The 16,572-nt window shown below is 69.9% G+C and carries 16 protein-coding genes and 3 tRNA genes; 11 read left to right on the forward strand and 8 right to left on the reverse strand.

Going from position 1 to position 16,572, the window contains the following annotated elements; translation table 11 throughout:
- The first annotated feature begins 3 nt into the window (after positions 1-3).
- Positions 4-930, forward strand: coding sequence for an LLM class F420-dependent oxidoreductase (locus AC1DVZ_RS02430; RefSeq protein ID WP_477616592.1), 927 nt, complete (start codon positions 4-6; stop codon positions 928-930).
- A 58-nt stretch (positions 931-988) separates the two neighbouring features.
- Here the strand turns inward: AC1DVZ_RS02430 and AC1DVZ_RS02435 are convergent, their stop codons facing one another.
- Entirely contained in the window at positions 989-1,729 is a 741-nt protein-coding gene (locus AC1DVZ_RS02435; RefSeq protein ID WP_477616593.1) for a sulfite exporter TauE/SafE family protein, read from the reverse strand.
- A gap of 307 nt (positions 1,730-2,036) precedes the next feature.
- Here AC1DVZ_RS02435 and AC1DVZ_RS02440 point away from each other — a divergent pair, with 307 nt between their 5' ends.
- Together AC1DVZ_RS02440 and AC1DVZ_RS02445 are read left to right on the forward strand one after the other, a co-directional pair.
- Positions 2,037-2,918: an alpha/beta hydrolase gene (locus AC1DVZ_RS02440; protein ID WP_477616594.1), complete on the forward strand. Its 882-nt coding sequence runs from the start codon at positions 2,037-2,039 to the stop codon at positions 2,916-2,918.
- Between the two features lie 161 nt (positions 2,919-3,079).
- Positions 3,080-3,535, forward strand: a complete 456-nt coding sequence (locus AC1DVZ_RS02445) for an STAS domain-containing protein (RefSeq protein ID WP_477616595.1) — start codon at positions 3,080-3,082, stop codon at positions 3,533-3,535.
- An 84-nt stretch (positions 3,536-3,619) separates the two neighbouring features.
- Here AC1DVZ_RS02445 and AC1DVZ_RS02450 read toward each other — a convergent pair.
- The 5 genes from AC1DVZ_RS02450 to orn form a co-directional block, all read right to left on the reverse strand.
- Positions 3,620-3,695: transfer RNA gene (locus AC1DVZ_RS02450), tRNA-Lys, on the reverse strand.
- 58 nt (positions 3,696-3,753) lie between these two features.
- Positions 3,754-4,404 (reverse strand): copper resistance CopC family protein, encoded by a 651-nt coding sequence (locus tag AC1DVZ_RS02455; protein ID WP_477616612.1) that lies wholly within the window; start codon positions 4,402-4,404, stop codon positions 3,754-3,756.
- A gap of 142 nt (positions 4,405-4,546) precedes the next feature.
- The gene (locus tag AC1DVZ_RS02460) at positions 4,547-5,224 is read right to left on the reverse strand and encodes a methyltransferase domain-containing protein (protein ID WP_477616596.1); all 678 of its coding nucleotides are present in this window, start codon (positions 5,222-5,224) and stop codon (positions 4,547-4,549) included.
- 54 nt (positions 5,225-5,278) lie between these two features.
- Positions 5,279-5,354, reverse strand: a tRNA-His gene (locus tag AC1DVZ_RS02465).
- A gap of 153 nt (positions 5,355-5,507) precedes the next feature.
- Entirely contained in the window at positions 5,508-6,137 is a 630-nt protein-coding gene (gene orn / locus AC1DVZ_RS02470) for an oligoribonuclease (protein WP_477616597.1), read from the reverse strand.
- A gap of 65 nt (positions 6,138-6,202) precedes the next feature.
- On the opposite strand from orn, the gene AC1DVZ_RS02475 reads away from it, so the two are divergent.
- The 3 genes from AC1DVZ_RS02475 (at position 6,203) to AC1DVZ_RS02485 (ending at position 8,807) form a co-directional block, all read left to right on the forward strand.
- Complete coding sequence (locus tag AC1DVZ_RS02475; RefSeq protein WP_477616598.1) at positions 6,203-7,402, forward strand: PrsW family intramembrane metalloprotease; 1,200 nt, start codon at positions 6,203-6,205, stop codon at positions 7,400-7,402.
- Positions 7,403-7,412: 10 nt separating this feature from the next.
- A complete protein-coding gene (locus AC1DVZ_RS02480; RefSeq protein WP_477616599.1) occupies positions 7,413-8,717 on the forward strand; it encodes a M20 metallopeptidase family protein in 1,305 nt (434 codons plus the stop codon).
- A gap of 13 nt (positions 8,718-8,730) precedes the next feature.
- A tRNA-Arg gene (locus AC1DVZ_RS02485) sits at positions 8,731-8,807 on the forward strand.
- A gap of 117 nt (positions 8,808-8,924) precedes the next feature.
- Here the strand turns inward: AC1DVZ_RS02485 and thpR are convergent.
- Complete coding sequence (gene thpR / locus AC1DVZ_RS02490; RefSeq protein WP_477616600.1) at positions 8,925-9,491, reverse strand: RNA 2',3'-cyclic phosphodiesterase; 567 nt, start codon at positions 9,489-9,491, stop codon at positions 8,925-8,927.
- Positions 9,492-9,551: 60 nt separating this feature from the next.
- On the opposite strand from thpR, the gene AC1DVZ_RS02495 reads away from it, so the two are divergent.
- The 5 genes from AC1DVZ_RS02495 to ettA all read left to right on the forward strand — a co-directional run bounded on the left by AC1DVZ_RS02495 (position 9,552) and on the right by ettA (position 16,312).
- On the forward strand, positions 9,552-10,313 hold the full coding sequence (locus AC1DVZ_RS02495) for a hypothetical protein (protein ID WP_477616601.1): 762 nt from the start codon (positions 9,552-9,554) through the stop codon (positions 10,311-10,313).
- An 85-nt stretch (positions 10,314-10,398) separates the two neighbouring features.
- Positions 10,399-12,105 (forward strand): dynamin family protein, encoded by a 1,707-nt coding sequence (locus tag AC1DVZ_RS02500; protein WP_477616602.1) that lies wholly within the window; start codon positions 10,399-10,401, stop codon positions 12,103-12,105.
- On the forward strand, positions 12,102-13,814 hold the full coding sequence (locus AC1DVZ_RS02505; protein ID WP_477616603.1) for a GTPase: 1,713 nt from the start codon (positions 12,102-12,104) through the stop codon (positions 13,812-13,814). The genes AC1DVZ_RS02500 and AC1DVZ_RS02505 overlap by 4 nt, the downstream gene beginning before the upstream one ends.
- A 160-nt stretch (positions 13,815-13,974) precedes the next feature.
- The gene (locus tag AC1DVZ_RS02510; RefSeq protein WP_477616604.1) at positions 13,975-14,586 is read left to right on the forward strand and encodes a single-stranded DNA-binding protein; all 612 of its coding nucleotides are present in this window, start codon (positions 13,975-13,977) and stop codon (positions 14,584-14,586) included.
- Between the two features lie 43 nt (positions 14,587-14,629).
- Entirely contained in the window at positions 14,630-16,312 is a 1,683-nt protein-coding gene (gene ettA, locus AC1DVZ_RS02515) for an energy-dependent translational throttle protein EttA (protein WP_477616605.1), read from the forward strand.
- 30 nt (positions 16,313-16,342) lie between these two features.
- Here the strand turns inward: ettA and AC1DVZ_RS02520 are convergent.
- Positions 16,343-16,572 (reverse strand): TetR-type transcription factor C-terminal domain-containing protein (locus tag AC1DVZ_RS02520; RefSeq protein ID WP_477616606.1); only part of this gene is annotated, 230 nt, incomplete at its 5' end.

The raw sequence follows: 16,572 nt of genomic DNA on the forward strand, positions 1-16,572 counted from the left end.
CTGGTGGAGCTGCACATCTTCACCGAACCACAGATGGGTGCCACCTACGACGACCTCGTCACCGTGGCACGGGCGACGGAGTCCCTCGGTTTCGCGGGATTCTTCCGCTCCGACCACTACCTGGCCATGAGCGGGGACGGTGGCAGCGGCCCCAGCGACGCCTGGACGACCCTCGCCGGCCTCGCCCGCGACACGTCGAGCATCCGACTGGGGACCCTGATGAGCGCCGCGACCTTTCGGCTCCCCGGACCGCTCGCCATCCAGGTGGCCGGCGTCGACGCGATGAGTGGCGGACGGGTGGAGCTTGGCCTGGGCGCCGGATGGTTCGAAGCCGAGCACTCGGCATACGGGATTCCGTTCCCATCCATCGGCGAGCGGTTCGACCGCCTGGAGGAGCAGCTCGCCATCGTCACCGGGCTCTGGGGAACCCCCGTCGGACAGACCTTCAGCTACGACGGCTCCCACTACACACTCGTGGAATCCACCGCCCTGGCCAAGCCAGTCCAACCGGGCGGAGTGCCGATCATCATCGGCGGCACCGGCAAGCGGCGGACCCCCATGCTGGCGGCGAAGTACGCGGCCGAGTTCAACGTCATCAACGAATCCGTGGAGACAACCCGCACGACATTCCGACGGACAGCGGCAGCATGCGCGGACGTCGGTCGCGACACCCCCCTTCGGCACTCCGTCGCTCTCGCGGTCTGTTTGGGCAAGGACAACAACGTCCTGCGGCGCCGCGCGGCCAACACCGGCCTTGACCCAGAGCGTCTCCAGGCAACCGGCCTCGTCGGCTCCGCAGACCAGATCGCCGACCTCATCGGCCGGTATGGGGAGATCGGCGCGAGTCGCGTCTACCTTCAGACGCTTGACCTGAGCGACATCGACCACCTCGAGGAGATCGCCACCACAGTGCTGTCCCAGGTGCGTTGACAGGCGCTTGGAGTCGCAGCAAAGCCCGGACGGTAGAACAACCTCCGTCAGTCGTGACCTAGGCGACAACCAACACAGCGGCTGAGACGAGCGTTGCCACCAGGACCGCCCGGTCAAAGTGGGCTTGGCTGAGGCGCCGGGCCGTCCGAAGCCCAACCCACGTACCGATCAAGACAGCCGGAGCAAGGACGAGCGAGCGAACAAGGGTCGCGCCTGAAAGCAGGCCCAAGCCGGCGCTGAAAGGCAGCTTGCACAGGTTGATCCCGAGGAAGAACACGGCGTTCGTCCCCAAGAAGCGTCGCTTGTCGACGCCTCTCGCGACGAGGTAGAGCGTCATCACTGCCCCTGCCGCATTCGCGGTCATCGTGGTGAAACCGGCAGCCAGGCCGGTGGACAGACTCACCCACCTCGACGAGGCGTGCGTCGCGACCTCCCGTTCTGCGCGATGGATCACGAGCTGCAGGAGGCCGAGGACAAACAGCATCACGCCGATCCCGCGACGCAGCACCCCGTTGTCGACTGMGGCAAGGAAGAGCGACCCGAAGACGAGTCCCGGAAGGACCGCGGGGATCAGCGCCCGCAACAGCCGCAGGTCGGCAGCATGGCGGTAGTGCCACACCGCCACGCAGTCACCTACGAGCAGCAGGACGAGCAGGGCCGCAGTCGACTCCCTTGTCGGGAGCGCAAACGCGAACAACGCGACCGCGATCGTCGCCACACCGCCGATGGATGTCTTGGCGAACCCGACCAACAGGGCCGCGGCCACCATGAGCGCCCAGTTCAGGCCCAAGGGTCGCACCGGGCAAAGGCACAGGAGAGGCCCACGCACTGGCCCACTGCGGCGCCGGCGTGAGGCGGCAGGGTCGGCCGATGAGCTGCCATCTCGGAGAAGTTACACACCCGGGTGAATCCAACGCGCACAGTCCGCCACGAGAGACAGGCACCGGAGCAGGCGCTGACGTTGCCCGGCGCCAACGACGTCGCAAGCTCGTCCTCGCCACCATGGCGGAGACGCAGGGCGGTCCGGAATCGGGAACACGGACGAGGAGTGGTGTCGAGAAACGGTGAAGTGGATGTCCTGCGACGCCCTGAACTACTCACCCCGAGTGCGCACCCAAAGCGAGGAGCAGCGTCATGTCCACCACATCCCAGTCATCGACACCGTCACCGAGCACGAAGTCGCCGAGTGCAACGCGACCGGCCGCACGCCGGTGGTCTTCATCCACGGCCTGTGGCTGCTGCCGAGCAGCTGGGACAGGTGGGCCAAGCTCTTCGAGGACAACGGGTATGCCGCGTTGACGCCCGGCTGGCCCGACCCGGCAACCGTCGACGAGGCAAACGCCCACGCAGAGGTCTTCGCCCACAAGACCGTCGGCGAGGTGGCCGACCACTACGCGGCCATCATCGGACGGCTCAACGAGAAGCCAGTCGTGATCGGCCACTCGTTCGGCGGGCTGCTCACCCAGATCCTCGCCGGCCGTGGCCTTTCCGCCGCCTCGGTGGCGATCGACCCCGCACCGTTCCGAGGCGTTCTGCCGCTGCCGGACTCGGCGCTGAAGTCCGCGTCCCCGGTGCTGTCCAACCGCGCCAACCGCAACCGGGCAGTACCCCTGACCTATGAGCRGTTCAGGTACGCCTTCGCCAACCCCGTCAGCGAGGACGAGGCGAAGCAGCTGCACGACACCTACGCCGTCCCTGCCGCCGGGGCGCCGATCTTCCAGGCCGCGAGCGCGAACCTCAACCCGTGGACCGAGGTGAAGGTGAACAGCAAGAACCCAGACCGTGGCCCGCTCCTGATCGTCTCCGGCGAGAAGGACCACGTGGTCCCCTGGGCGATCGCGAACGCGTCGTACAAGAAGCAGAAGCGCAACCAGGGCATCACCGAGATCACGGACATGCCGGGCCGCGGTCACGCGCTGACCATCGACAGCGGCTGGCGCGAAGTCGCCGACACCGCCCTGGCCTTCGTCCAGCGCTTCGTGAAGTAGTCAGGGCATTTGGCAGTGCTGGCCTTGACTCTCCCTTTTGGTGGAGCCAGCGATTTTCTGGTCATCGCCGAAGGGCCAAGGCTGCGAGTTTCGAGCGTACGGTGGTGGCATAGGGCCTCCCTGGACTTCGGCGGCGAGAATGCGCAACGTCGGAGAGTCACATGGAATTTGCCCAGGCTTCCACACCCGAACTACTCGCGGACGCTGGTCGCAGCCAACCGGTATCGGAAATGCCACCATCACCGGATGGCGGCACGCCGGGCGCCAAACCGAGGAGCGCGGGCGGCCGACGCATGGAGCTGCTGGCCAGGCGTCGCGCGTATCGCTCGGTGTCGGTGTTGACGCTGTCTGGCGGGGCAGACCGCGCTACCCGATCACTGCTCGAGACGCACCTGAGCGCGATGACGAGTGTTCGCGACGAGAAGTTCATTGTCGACGTGACCGCCCTTCGGTACTGCGACCTCGGCTGCGCGGAGATGATCATGGCCGCAGCCCGAACGACGCACGTGTGCCTGGTCGGCGCGACCGGGCCAGTACGACGAGTCTTCGAGTTCCTCGACCCACTGAAGACAGTTCCCCGGTTCCCCGCGATGGGCGCCGCGCTGCTGCACTCCTGACCCGCGGGGAGTGAGGGCATCGTGGTCCGCGCCAACGAACGACTAAGGCCCCTGGCTGCGATTCCGCAGYCAGGGGCCTTGGTTTGGTGCGCCATCAGGGACTCGAACCCCGAACCCGCTGATTAAGAGTCAGCTGCTCTGCCAATTGAGCTAATGGCGCGCGAGGAGAGACCTTAGCAGGACGAGGCGGGCCGGGTGAAATCGGCTGACGCCACGGCTCATTCGCCCGGATCGTCGCCGGATCGCCGCCGACCGGAGGCGACCAGGGCGGTCCCGCCAGCCAGGGCGAGAGCCGCGACGCCGACGGCCAACCCGATCCGCAGACCCCGGCCGTCGCTGGCGTCGCTGGCGTCGCTGGCGTCGCTGGCATCGTCGGCGAGGGTCGGTGCCGGGCTTGCGGTGGCCGACCCCGTGGTCGCCGGCAGGGGCGTGGCCGACGGCGCACTGGTCTGGGACGACGGGGGCGTCGCAGCGGCCGCCACCGTGAAGGTCGTCCTGTCCGCCACGGGGTGCGCGTCCTCGCTCACGACGCGGTAGGCGACGGTGTATCGGCCGTTGGGCAGGTCGGGTGCCAGGGCCTGGGTGACGGTCACGCCGTCGACCACCGCCCTGCCGGAGGACACTGCGCCTTGGGCTCCGGTGACGGTCACGGTCGCGAAGCTGGCGCCGATCGGTTCGTTGAAGGTCAGCACGACCTGCGTCGGCGCGGTGGCCAGCGACGAGCCGTCCTGGGGGGAGATCGACTTCAGCGCCGCGTGGGCGTCGGCACCGGTTGCCATGACGAGCGAGCTCAGCACGCCGAGGAGGAGCCCGAGGATCGCCACCCAGACGCCGATCCGGATGGCCCTGCGCTTGCCGTCGGAGTCCATGAACACCCGACCATCCTGCCGGACGGGGGCGGGATCAGGCCCAGTGCCCCCGAGTGAGCCCGTCAGTCAGCCCGCCAGTCAGCCCGCCAGTCAGCCCGTTTGTCGGCTCGTTTGTCGGCCCGTCAGCTCGCCAGCCAAGGTCTCAGCCGGCCTCGCGCACCAGCCCCTCGACGTGCCACACGAGCCCGCGGCGGGCATGCACCGGGGTGAGCCCACGGTCGCGCAGCACGCCGAGCATGGCCTCGGGTGGATGGGTGAACGAGTCGAACGGTCGGCCGACCAGGCGCAACGCGGCGTTCTGCGCCGAGATGTACGCCCGGGTGCCGAGGTTCCGCGGTGGGTGGCTGAACACGAGCAGGTGCCGCGCGTGGTCGGCGGCGGCGCCCAGGAGTCGCTCGTAGTCCGGGTAGCAGCAGACGACGCGGTGCAGGACGACGACGTCGGCCACGTCGACCTCCTCCGGCGCCTCGACGATGTCGTGCAGCCGTCGGTCGACCCGGTCGGCGAGGCCTGCCTCGTCCGCCAGAGAGCGCGCCGGGCCGTCATAGGCGGCCACGAGCTCGAGGTTGGTCGCCCGGGCCGCCCCACGCCGCAGCAGCTCGAGCTGGATCTCGCCGACCCCGCCACCGATCTCCAGGACCGAGGCCCCCGTCACCCCGCGGCGGGTCAGGAAGTCGACCATGTCGCGCTCGGTCGAGCCCAGTCCGCGCTTGCGGTAGCGACGGGCCTGTCGCTGGGCGAAGCGGGGCCCGAAGACCTTCTCGTACCCCTGGGGGTCGCAGCAGCCCGGCATACGGCCAGTGTCCCGTCGCCGGGTCACCTGCACCAGAGCATGACGAAGGCCCCCGACCATCTCGGTCAGGGGCCTTCGGTATGGGGTGAGCGACGGGGCTTGAACCCGCGACCCCCGCGACCACAACGCGGTGCTCTACCAGCTGAGCTACGCCCACCATGCGTCACGACCGGACAATGCCGGCCGCGGAAGCGACGCCAATAGTACCTGTTCCGGACCCGTGCTCGTGACCACCCCGGGAAGACCAGCGCGTCGGTGAGGGGTGCGCCGTCGGCGAGCCCACGGCATACCGAGGGCGGTTGCGCGTCGGTCAGCTGTGGTTGACCACGTGACGCGCGGCGATGCCCTTGGCCGTGTCGCTGTCGGGGCCGGGGGGAGCCACGAAGACAGCCTCGCGGTAGTAGCGCAGCTCGGCGATGGACTCACGGATGTCGGCGAGCGCCCGGTGCCCACCGGACTTCTTGGGCGAACCGAAGTAGGCGCGCGGGTACCAGCGCCGAGACAGCTCCTTGATCGAGGACACGTCGATGATGCGGTAGTGCAGGTGGGCCTCGAGCTCGGCCATGTCACGGGCGAGGAAGTTGCGGTCGGTGCCGACGGTGTTGCCGCCCAGCGGAGCCTTGCGCGGCTCGGGCACCCACTCGCGGATGTAGGCGAGCACCTGTTCCTGCGCGTCCTGCATTGTCGTGCCTCCGGCCAGCTCCTCGAGCAGTCCCGAGGTGGTGTGCATCGTGCGCACGAAGTCGTCCATCTGCTCGAGCGCCTCGGCCGGGGGCGTGATGACGACGTCGACGCCGTCGCCCAGCTGGTTGAGCTCGAAGTCGGTCACGAGCGCCGCGACCTCGATGAGGGCGTCGGCCTCCAGGGAGAGCCCGGTCATCTCGCAGTCGATCCAGACGATGCGGTCGTTGACGGAGCGGTCGGTGGGGGTGGCAGTCACCGGACCACCATATTGCCCAGTGGTGACAGGGCGGCGCCACGTCCGCCTCGACTACCCTGCCCGTCATGACGTGGGGACCAGAGCAGGGGTATGCCGCGGACGCATCGCCCGCGGGCGGGCCCGCCTCCGTGCCGCCGGGCCAGGTGTCCACCGGTGGGACCGGTCGCGGCAGGCTGCGCGGCTGGCTGCTCGTGGGGGTCATGGTGGTGGGGTTCGGGCTGGCGGCGATCGTCCTGTCCGTCTACTACGGGGCGACCCTGGGCGTGGTCACGACTCTCCTGGCCGTGGTCCTCGCGGCCATCCCGCTGGGCATCGTGATCCCCACCTTCCTGTGGCTGGACCGGTTCGAGGCAGAGCCGTGGCGCTACCTCGTGACGGCGTTCCTGTGGGGTGCGCTCGTCGCGGCGCTGGCCGCGGGGGTCTTCAACACGGGCGCCAATGTCGCGTTCCAGGCCGCCACCGGTCGTGACGACGACGCGATGCTCGCCACGGCCGTGTTCTCGGCTCCGCTGGTGGAGGAGGCCTGCAAGGGCCTGCTCGTCCTGCTCGTGTGGTGGTTCCGGCGTCGCGAGTTCGACGGGATCATCGACGGGATGGTCTACGCCGGAGTGGTCGCGGCGGGCTTCGCGTTCACCGAGAACATCCAATACCTCGGAATGGCCTACGACCACGGCGGCGACGCGTCGCTCACCGGCACGTTCCTCGCCCGCTGCCTGTTCACCCCGTTCGCCCACCCCATGTTCACGGTCCTCACCGGCATCGGCATCGGGATCGCCGCCACGACCCGCCACCGCGGGCTGAGGGTCTTCGCACCGGTCGCCGGATACCTCCTGGCGGCCCTGTCCCACGCCGTGTGGAACCTCGCAGCCATCACGGGCGGGGCGGGGCTGCTGTCGGTCTACCTCCTCGTCGAGGTGCCGATCTTCGTCGCCTTCGTCGCCCTGGTGGTCTGGGCGCGCCGCCGCGAGGGGCGCCTCATCGGCCGGCACCTCAGTGAGTACGCCGACGCCGGATGGCTGTCTCCGAGCGAGGTCCACATGCTCTCGACCATGAACGGGCGTCGGTCCGCCCGGGTCTGGGCGAGGACCTCGGGTGGTCGCGCCATGCTGCGGTCGATGCGCCGGTTCCAGGACTCCGCGAGCGAGCTGGCCCTGCTCCGGGCGCGCATGCACCACAGCGCTGCCGATGAGCGGGCGCTGGAGACCGAACGTGACCTGCTCCAGACCATCACGGTGAGCCGCAGGGACTTCCTCGGGGCGTACTAGCGTGCAGCGGGTGCGCACCCTCGAGATCGCCTCGACCATCGGCCCGGACCTCATCGCCTTGCGGCGCGAGCTGCACCAGATCCCCGAGGTCGGGATGTCGCTGCCCTTGACGCAGCGGGCCGTCCTCGAGGCACTGGCCGGCCTGGACCTCGAGATCACGCTGGGGGAGTCGCTCTCGTCGGTCGTCGCCGTGCTCCGCGGCCGCGGGGGTGCCGCGAGCGACGCCGCGAGCACCGGCGGGAGCGACGGCGGGAGCGACGGCGTGAGGGACGCCGGCAGCGACGCCGAGCCGCGACGCGACGGGCGGCCGGTCGTCCTGCTACGAGGGGACATGGACGCCCTGCCCGTCAGCGAGGACCTGCCGCTGGACTTCGTGTCGCGCCACGAGGGCCTGATGCACGCGTGCGGTCACGACCTCCACGTCGCGGGACTCGTGGGCGCCGCGCGCATCCTGCACGAGCTGCGCGACGAGCTCGCAGGCGATGTCGTGTTCATGTTCCAGCCGGGGGAGGAGGGTCCTGGCGGCGCCAGGCCGATGATCGAGGAGGGTCTGCTCGAGGCGGCTGGGAGGCGCGTCGACGCGGCATACGCACTGCACGTCTATTCCTCCGAGCACCCGCTGGGGACGTGGTTCGGGCGCCCGGGGCCGCTGATGGCGGCCGCGGACGAGGTCAGGGTGCGGGTCGTCGGCGAGGGTGGTCACGGGTCGCAGCCGTTCCGTGCCAAGGACCCGATCCCCGTGGCGTGCGAGATCGTCGTCGCGCTGCAGACGCTGGTGACGCGGCAGTTCGACGTCTTCGACCCGGTCGTCATCACGGTCGGCAAGTTCGTCGGCGGCACCAAGGACAACATCATCCCCGACGACGCGGTGTTCGAGGCGACGGTGCGCAGCCTGTCGGAGGAGGCCCGGGCCGTGGTCAGTCGCAAGATCGAGCTGCTCGCGACCCGGCTCGCGCAGGGGCACGGCCTGACGGCGGAGGTCGAGCACCTGCCGGGCTACCCGGTGACGGTCAACGACGAGGTCGAGTACGCGTTCGTCAAGGACACGATCGTCGACCTGTTCGGAGCGGAGCGCTACGCCCACCAGCGCGACCCGGAGATGGGTTCGGAGGACTTCTCCTTCGTGGGGCAGCTGGTGCCGAGCGCCTACGTCAACCTCAGCGCCTGCCCGGTCGCGGACTTCGACTCGGCTCCGGACAACCACTCCCCGCGAGCGGACTTCGACGACTCGGTGGTCCCCGACGGCGCGGCCCTGCTGGCCGAGCTCGCCCTGCGCCGCCTGGCGCAACTGAGTGATGAGCGGCGCTCGTCCTAGACTCTGCGCCATTGCCCCCGTAGCTCAGCTGGATAGAGCAAGAGCCTTCTAATCTCTAGGTCGCAGGTTCGAGTCCTGCCGGGGGCACCAATCGGGAGCCGAGCGCAGCGTTGGCCCGACCCGCGCCTGCGACTTCTGGCCGCACATGCCCCGTCCACCCTCTGGATCGGTCCCTTGATGCGGCATGGCTGGCCAGAGGTCGTGCGCTCAGCCGGCCAGCTCGACCACGGCGATCGGCTCGTAGTGCGGGCGGCCCTTACCCTCGCCGCGGTGCGACGCGAAGAGGGTGACCTCGTCCGCGGTCCAGGTCGGCCCGGCATACGCATCGAGGACGCGCAGCCACCGCGTGGCCTCGAAGGGGTGGCGCGAGCGGGCCACGGTGAGGTGCGGCGTGAAGGGCCCGCCCTCGGGGCTGGCGCCGACGTGGCTGCAGGCGCGCCGAACGGCCCGCGCCAGACCGGCCAGGGACTCCAGGGACTCCGGTTCCCCGTCGATGCCCATCCAGGTCACCCGTGCCTCGTACGGGTTGGGAAAGGCGCCGCCACCCTTGAGGCGCAACGACATGGGGCGACGTTCGCCCACGGCCTCGGCGATACCGTCCACCAGGGCCTCGACCAGCCGGCTGGGCACGTCGGCCATGAAGGCGGTGGTGACGTGCCAGAGGCTGGAGTCGGTCCACCGCAGGTCCGGGCCTGCGTCACGGCGGGGGTCGAGGAACTCGGCGAGGTCCTCCAGGGCGGTCTCCGTCGGCACGACGGCGGCAAAGATGCGCATCAGGCCATTGTGGCGGCGCCGCCCTCCATTAGATTGGACGCCGGGAGGAAGGGGCCGACCATGCAGCTGACGTCGAGGCGGCTGGACTGGACCTTGCCGCGCACGTGGTTCGTGTCGGCTCGACTGCTCGAGGTGTCCGCGGCGGTGGCTGTCGTCGCCACGGCCTACCAGAGCTGGCTGGTCTTCCAGTCGACGAGCCAGAGCTTCGGGACCAACGGCGAGCAGCTCGCGGAGCCAACCCCGTTCCTCGACAGGCTCTTCATGTTCGCGATGTACGGGTTCGGCTTCGGCCAGTCACCGAGCGCGATCCTCTTCGGTTCCCTGCTGCTGCTGGCGGTTCTCGGCATGCTCCACTTTGCGCAGCCGGTCAGCCATTCCGCACTGCTGCGCTGGGAGACCTTCGTCGTCTGGGTGGCCGCGTTCCTGCTGAACCTGGCCTTCGTGGCGTGCACGGCAGTGGGACTGGTCCGCGGTGACCCCGACGCACCCCCTGCGGACAGCGAGGTCGTCACCTACGACCCCGGGCCCAACACGACCGAGCAGCTGCTCAACGGTCTGCCCATGCCTGTCGTCTGCCTGCTGCTGCTGGCGGTGGCCGCGATCTGGTGGCTGCGGCTGCCCGCGGAGTTCGACGAGCCCGACGACGAACCCGTCCGGGAGCCCCGCCGCTGGCGTCCGGCGCCGGCCCAGGACGCCAACATCGACGACCTCACCCTCGACGGTGTCGAGCTGATCGAACCCGTCGAACGCCTCCAGCCTCGCACCAGCGCCGGCGACGGGTCGACGGCCAGCGGTTACGACGACTACTTCCGACGCTTCTAGGCCCGGACCGGATCTTTACCGAACGACTGCTCCCACAGGGTCTGTCGCGCACGGTGCACAGCGTCCGATTCGTTAGGCTTACGGTGTGATTTCAAGGGACGACGCCATGTCGATGCTGGGCGCCGTGACGACCCTCCGTGAACAGGTCGAGCAGGCGGGTCTGCCCCTCGACATCCCCGACGTGGTGACCGGGCGGACCACCCGCGACGCCCTCCTCAAGCAGCTCGACGACTACGTCATCCCGCGACTGCGCTCTCTCGACGCGCCCCTGCTCGCAGTCGTCGGCGGCTCGACCGGGGCCGGCAAGTCGACGCTGGTCAACTCCATCGTGGATGCCGAGGTGAGCCGCTCGGGGGTGCTGCGCCCGACGACGACCACCCCGGTCCTGGTCCACCACCCCCAGGACGCGCGGTGGTTCAGCGACGACCGGGTGCTGCCGGGGCTGAGCCGGGTGACCGGAGCGGGGAGTCCAGGCGACGGGGTCAGCGCACTGCGCCTGGTCGTGTCGAGCTCGCTGCCCCCGGGCATGGCGCTGCTCGACGCGCCCGACATCGATTCGGTCGTCAGTGCCAACCGTGCGCTCGCGACCCAGCTGCTCGCGGCAGCCGACCTCTGGCTCTTCGTCACCACGGCCGCTCGGTATGCCGATGCCGTCCCGTGGGACCTCCTGCGCCAGGCGTCCGAGCACGGCACCGCCATCGCCATCGTGCTCGACCGCGTGCCGCCCGAGGCGATGGCCGACATCCGTAGCCACCTCGCCTCGATGCTGCGGGAGCAAGGGTTGTCCACCGCGCCCATCTTCGGGATCCCCGAGGCCGACCTGACCGCCGAGGGGCGCCTTCCCGAGCCCGACGTCGCCCGCCTGCGTTCCTGGCTGACCGCGCTCGCCAGCGATGCCCGGGCCCGCTCGGTCATCGTGAAGCAGACCCTCGACGGCGCCCTCGGCAGCCTCGACCAGCGGGCCGGTGTCCTCGTCACGGCCACCCGGCAGCAGGCGCAGGCCCTCGACGCGCTGCACGACGCCGCCCACGCGGCATACCGCGAGGCCCTGGCCAACGTCGAGCACGGCATGACCGACGGCACGCTGCTGCGCGGTGAGGTACTGGCCCGTTGGCAGGAGTACGTCGGCACGGGCGAGTTCTTCAAGCAGGTCGAGTCGACGATCTCGAAGGTCCGCGACCGGATCACGGCGGCGCTGAAGGGCCAGGCCCCACCCTCGGGCGACCTGGGGGAGGCACTCCAGACCGGTGTCGCCGCCCTCATCAACGCCCAGGGCCAGGGAGCTGCGGCGACGGTCGCCCGCATGTGGCGCCAGCTCCCCGGGGGAGATCCACTGCTCGACCAGACTCCCGGGCTGTCCAAGGCCTCGACCGACCTGTCGCCCCAGATCGAACGGCTCGTGCGCGACTGGCAGGTCGAGGTCCTCGAGCTCGTGCGCGGCGAGGGCAAGGACCGCCGCACCACGGCGCGCATCGCGGCCTACGGGCTCAACGGCATCGGGGTGATCCTGATGCTGGTGGCGTTCGCCCACACCGGAGGCCTGATCGGGGCCGAGGTCGGCATCGCCGGTGGCACCGCAGTGCTCGCCCAGAAGGTGCTCGAGGCGATCTTCGGCGACCAGGCGGTGCGCGACATGGCGGCGAAGGCTCGCAAGCGCCTGCTCGAGCACGTGCAGGAGCTGTATGCCGCGGAGCGACTTCGCTACGACGGTGCCCTCGACGGGGTGGAGACGACAGAAGGCCAGGCCGAACGCCTGGCCGACGCGGCAGCAGCGGTGAAGGCGGTTCGATGAGCCCGTTGAAGATGGGCCGAAAGCAGGTCAAGTCCGTGAGTGCGGAGGAGCTGACCGCACGCTCGCGTGCCCTCGAGCAGGCGATGGCCGCTGGTGGGAACCAGCTCGACCCGGCCGGGGTGGCCTCCGCTCGCGCGGTGGTCGACAAGATCGCCGGGCGGATCTCCAAGACCGGCAACCACACCGTCGTCGCGCTCGCCGGTGCCACGGGTTCGGGCAAGTCCAGCCTGTTCAACGCCCTGGTCGGCTCCACCGTCGCGGTGGTCGGGGCCCGGAGGCCGACGACCTCGCGCCCGGTGGCAGCCGTCTGGGGTGACGAGGACGCCACGGACCTGCTCGACTGGTTGTCCGTGGCCCAGCGCCACCACGTGGACCCCTTGACCACGGACCCGACGGGCGGCCCCGACAGCCCCTGGAACCTCGACGGGCTGGTCCTGCTGGACCTGCCCGACTTCGACTCGCGGGTGGAAGCGCACCGCGCCGAGTCCGAGCGGGTGCTCGAGCTCGTGGACGTCTTCGTGTGGGTCACCGACCCGCAGAAGTACGCCGATGCACGGCTGCACGACGACTACCTGCGCACCTTGTCGACCCATCACGCCGTGACGGTCGTGGTGCTCAACCAGGCCGACCGCCTGTCCTCGGACTCGATGGGTCAGATCCGTCGCGACCTCGCGCGGCTCGCGGCGGAGGACGGCATCCCGGGGGTCCAGGTGATCTCCACGTCTGCCACCGGTGGCACGGGGATCGACGACCTCCGGTTGCGACTGGCGACGGCGGTCGCCGCCCAGAACGCGGCCCAGCACCGGCTCCTCGCCGACGTCTCGGCCAGCGCTACCACCTTGCGCGGGGGAGTGGCCCTGACCGAACCGACCCTGTCCGACACGGTGGACGCCGAGCTGGTCGACGCGCTCTCCCGTGCTGCCGGGATCCCGACGGTCGTGGCGGCTGTCGAGCGCGACTACCGCAACCAGGCGTGGGGGCGCACCGGGTGGCCGTTCACCCGCTGGGTGCGCGCCCTGCGCCCCGACCCGATGAAGCGGTTGCGCCTCAACACCCGCGACGCGGTGGAGGAGAAGCTCGCCGTCACGGCGGGCGACGTGCGGACCGTCCTGGGGCGTTCGTCGCTCCCGCCGCCCACCCCTGCGGCACGGTCGGCCGTCGAGCTGGCCACCCGGAAGGTCGGGGACCAGGCGGCGGAAGGTCTGCCGAACCGGTGGGCCGAAGCGGTCGCCGACGCGGCCACGCCGCCCGGTCCCGAGCTGGCTGACGCCCTCGACCAGGCCGTCGTGGGCACGTCGCTGAAGATGCGGCCCCCGATGTGGTGGCAGGTCTTCGGGCTCGCCCAGCTCGTCCTTGCCTTCGTCGCGGCCCTGGGGTTCCTCTGGCTGGCCGTGCTCGTCGTGATGGGGTGGCTGGCGCTTCCCGAGCTGGACACGCCACGGCTCGGGCCGCTGCCCTACCCGTTGCTCATGTTCGCCGGAGGCCTGCTGCTGGGGCTGGCGCTCGCCGCGCTCGCGCGCACCCTCGGGCGCGCAGGCGCCCGTCGCCGTGGGCAGCGCGTGCGGAGCATGTTGACCGACAAGGTCGCCGGGGTCGCCCGTGAGCGGATCGTCGGTCCGGTGCGACTTGTCCTCGACCGGCACCGCGCCACCCGTGAGTCGCTGGACCGGGCGGAGGTGCGGCTGGCCCCGGCCAGCTCGCGTCGCTAGGAGCCTGGATACGGCGCGGATGCGCGGGGGCCTGTGCACAGGCCCCTACCCGCCCGGGACGGCATCCCCAGCCCGGCCCGCGCTCGCTCGTCCACGGACTCGCGTTGCCTCACTGTTGCGTCAACCCACAGGGAAACGACACACAGATGAGGTGAGCGAGATGAACGAGTCCTATATCACGGTGACCGGCCGGGTGGTCGCCGATCCGGAGTCGCGCACGACACGCAACGGGGTGCCCTTCGCGGCCTTCCGGCTGGCGTCGACGGTGCGACGGCCGAACCCGAAGACCCGCGAGTACGAGGACGCCGGCACCAGCTTCTACAACGTCACGGCCTTCAGGTCGCTCGGCGCCAACGTGGCCCACTCGCTCAAGAAGGGCGAGCCCGTCGTCGTCTACGGACGCCTGCGGGTCAACCAGTGGATGCGTCAGGACAACACCCACGCCACGTCCGTCGAGATCGACGCCTACAACGTGGGCCACGACCTCAGCTGGGGGACCACCGCCCTGACGCGCGTGACCCGGGCGCAGCTGGACACCCACGACCGGATGGCCGACGAGGGCGTCCAGGACGCGATGACGGCGCTCGAGGGCGAGCCTCCTGCGCAGGAGGAGGACTTCGGCTCCTACGACCCCGGCGACCTGGCCGCCCGACGCGGCACCGGGGACGACCAGGACACCGGTGATCCCGAGACGGATGACTACGTGGTGGCCCAGGAGCCGACGGGTCTGGTGCCTCGCGGCGAGAGCGAGCGCGAGCTCTCGTCCGTCTGAGGCGGATTCGGGCGTGGGGGCCCCGGCGGATAGCCTTGCCCCCATGCCCGAGTTCATCTACGTCATGTCGAAGGCCCGCAAGGCCCACGGCGACAAGGTCATCCTCGATGACGTGACCATCTCCTTCTACCCCGGCGCCAAGATCGGCGTGGTGGGGCCCAACGGAGCCGGCAAGTCCTCGGTCCTGAAGATCATGGCCGGGCTGGACCACCCCTCCAACGGTGAAGCCCGCCTCACGCCCGGTTTCACGGTGGGGATCCTCATGCAGGAGCCCGAGCTCAACGAGGAGAAGACGGTCCTCGGCAACGTCGAGGAGGGCGCCGGCGAGATCAAGGCCAAGGTCGACCGCTACAACGCGATCTCCGCCGAGATGGCCGAGCCGGACGCCGATTTCGACGCGTTGATGGAGGAGATGGGCAAGCTCCAGGAGGCGATCGACTCGGCCGACGCCTGGGACCTCGACTCCCAGCTCGAGCAGGCCATGGACGCCCTTCGCTGCCCGCCGCCGGACGCGGATGTCACCGTGCTCTCCGGTGGAGAGCGCCGCCGCGTGGCACTGTGCAAGCTGCTGCTGCAGAAGCCCGACCTGCTCCTGCTCGACGAGCCCACCAACCACCTGGACGCCGAGTCCGTGCTGTGGCTCGAGCAGCACCTCGCGGCCTACCACGGCGCTGTCGTCGCCGTGACCCACGACCGCTACTTCATGGACAACGTCGCCGAGTGGATCCTCGAGCTGGACCGAGGCCGTGCCTACCCCTACGAAGGCAACTACTCGACCTACCTGGAGAAGAAGCAGTCACGTCTGGCCATCCAGGGCAAGAAGGACGCCAAGCTCTCCAAGCGCCTCAAGGAGGAGCTCGAGTGGGTGCGCTCCAACGCCAAGGCCCGTCAGGTGAAGTCCAAGGCGCGTCTGGCGCGCTATGAGGAGATGGCCGCCGAGGCCGACCGCACCCGCAAGCTGGACTTCGACGAGATCGCGATCCCGCCCGGCCCGCGACTGGGCTCGACCGTCATCGAGGTCAAGAACCTCACCAAGGGTTTCGGCGACCGCGTCCTGATCGACGACCTGTCCTTCACCCTGCCGCGCAACGGCATCGTGGGCGTCATCGGCCCCAACGGCGTCGGCAAGACCACACTCTTCAAGACCATCGTCGGGCTCGAGGAGGCAGACAGCGGCTCGGTCAAGGTCGGTGAGACGGTCAAGATCTCCTACGTCGACCAGAGCCGAGGCGGCCTCGACCCGACCAAGAACCTCTGGGAGACCGTGTCCGGCGGCCACGACTACATCAACGTCGGCCAGGTCGAGATCCCGTCCCGCGCCTACGTGTCGCAGTTCGGGTTCAAGGGCCCCGACCAGCAGAAGAAGACCGGCGTCCTCTCCGGTGGTGAGCGCAACCGCCTCAACCTGGCGCTCACGCTCAAGGAGGGTGGCAACCTGCTGCTCCTCGACGAGCCGACCAACGACCTCGACGTCGAGACGCTCGGTTCGCTCGAGAACGCCCTGCTCGACTTCCCGGGGTGCGCGGTGGTCATCAGCCACGACCGGTGGTTCCTCGACCGAGTGGTGACGCACATCCTCGCCTTCGAGGGCGACGACGAGAACCCGGCGAAGTGGTACTGGTTCGAGGGCAACTTCGAGTCCTACGAGGCCAACAAGATCGAGCGCCTCGGGGCCGACGCGGCGCGTCCGCACCGCGTCACCTATCGCAAGCTGACCCGCGACTAGTCCGATCCGGTCGAGCCRACGACGCGTGCCTCAGCCGGCGCGGACGAGGCGCAGGCCGAGGTCGGCGTAGGCCGCGCCGATGGCTTCGGGGGAGCGCTTGATCTCGGGGTCGTACCAGCGGGCGACGTCGACCGCCATCGACATCAGCGCCAAGGTCGTGTCGGGCACGTCGTCGACGGTGAACTCGCCGCTGGCGACGCCGGCGGTCACGACGTCGCGCACGACCGCGTCGATCTGCTTGCGAAGCGTCAGGACGGCGT

This window comes from Pedococcus sp. P2_E5 (genome assembly GCF_056403895.1).